This is a genomic window from Gordonia paraffinivorans NBRC 108238 (genome assembly GCF_000344155.1).
Classification (GTDB): Bacteria; Actinomycetota; Actinomycetes; order Mycobacteriales; family Mycobacteriaceae; genus Gordonia; species Gordonia paraffinivorans.
The window spans coordinates 1-865 of the sequence record NZ_BAOQ01000100.1 but is presented as its reverse complement, the minus strand read 5'-3'; the positions used below and the strand labels follow the sequence as shown (position 1 = coordinate 865).

At 63.9% G+C, this 865-nt stretch carries 1 protein-coding gene; it reads right to left on the bottom strand.

Features of this window, described 5'->3' with window-relative positions; translation table 11 throughout:
* On the bottom strand, positions 1-784 hold a 784-nt coding region (locus GP2_RS20820; protein ID WP_006902637.1), incomplete at its 3' end, for a type I restriction-modification system subunit M.
* Positions 785-865 lie beyond the last annotated feature (81 nt).

The window sequence follows — 865 nt, the reverse complement described above, 5'->3', positions numbered from 1 at the left end:
GACCCAGCGCGAGGTTCATCTTCGCGAGCTTCCACGTCGTGTCGGTGAACTCCTGCCCGTAGACGGAGATGTCGGTGCGCTTGCCGCCGTGAGCTTTCACAAACTCAGCCGACTGCACGAACATGCCACCCGAGCCCGCGGCCGGGTCATACACGCGTCCTTGGTAGGGCTCAAGCATCTCGACCAGCGTCTTGACCACCGAACGCGGCGTGTAGAAGGCCCCGGCGTCCTTGCCGGTCTCCTTGCCGGCGAACTGACCGAGGAAGTACTCGTACACCCGACCCAGCACGTCATCGGCGCCGTGGTCGTCCGTCTCGGTGAACCCGATCGAGCCGATCAGGTCGACCAGCTCACCCAGACGTCGCTTGTCGAGGCCGTCGCGGCCGTAGTTGCGCGGGAGAACGCCACGCAGGGAAGGGTTCTCCTTCTCGATGAGATCCATCGCCTGGTCGATTTGCTGACCGATCTCGGGCTGCTTCGCGACCGACTGGATGTAGCCCCAACGCGCCAGCTCTGGCACCCAGAACACGTTGTGGCTGGTGTACTCGTCGCGGTCTTCGAGGAAGTCCGGCAGCCGCTCCGGCTTGATGCCCTCCGCAGCCAGCTCCGACTCGAGCGCCTTCCGGCGCTCCTCGAAGCGATCAGAGACGTACTTCAGGAACACCAAGCCCAGCACGACATGCTTGTACTCACTCGGCTCCTGGTTTCCGCGCAGCTTGTCGGCAGCCTCCCAGAGGGTCTGCTCCAAGGTCTTCTGTGGTTTCGGCTTCGCTGCTCGCGCCATCTGCTGTGGTCTCCTTCGCGCCTGTCAGCGCGCCTCTTAAGTTCTGTCGGGTGCGTGTCTCACGCTACCGGCGACCTCCGA